This is a genomic window from Mycobacterium sp. E136, from assembly GCF_001666865.1.
GTDB lineage: Bacteria > Actinomycetota > Actinomycetes > Mycobacteriales > Mycobacteriaceae > Mycobacterium.
Window position 1 is genome coordinate 1 of sequence record NZ_LZJE01000310.1, and the last position, 703, is coordinate 703.

The 703-nt window shown below is 69.3% G+C and carries 1 pseudogene; it reads left to right on the plus strand.

The features are described 5' to 3' along the window. Nucleotides 1–703: pseudogene (locus tag A5698_RS20045) on the plus strand (peptidase M13); the annotation flags it as partial.

Here is a 703-nt window from a genome sequence, read left to right on the forward strand (position 1 = left end):
CGCGGCCCAGGGCAGCGACGAACAGCGCATCGGCGATCTGTACGCCAGCTTCATGGACGAGCAGGCCGTCGCCGCGCGCGGGGTGCAACCGCTGCTGGACGAGCTGGCGGCGATCGATGCGGCCGACTCCCCCGATGCACTCGCCAAGGTGCTCGGCGCGTTGCAGCGCACCGGAGTCGGCGGCGGCACGGGCGTTTACGTCGACACCGACTCCAAGGACTCGACCCGTTATCTGCTGCACATGAGCCAGTCGGGACTGGGCCTGCCCGACGAGTCCTACTACCGCGACGAGCAGCACGCCGAGATCCTCGCCGCCTATCCGCAGCACATCGCGGCGATGTTCGAGTTGGTCTACGGCCCAGGCGATCACGACGACACCGCGGCCCGCATCGTCGCGCTGGAGACCAAGCTGGCCGCCGCGCACTGGGACGTCGTCAAGCGGCGCGACGCCGACCTCACATACAACCTGCGCACGTTCGCCGACCTGCCGACCGAAGCACCGGGCTTCGACTGGGCCGGCTGGGTGTCCGAGCTCGGCACCACCCCGGAAAAGGCCGCCGAAGTCGTTGTGCGCCAACCCGATTACCTCACCGCGTTCGCCGCCGAGTGGTCGGGCGGTGACTTCGAGGACTGGAAGCGTTGGCTGCGCTGGCGCGTCATCCACGCCCACGCCTTCCTGCTGACCGACGACCTGGTCGCCCAG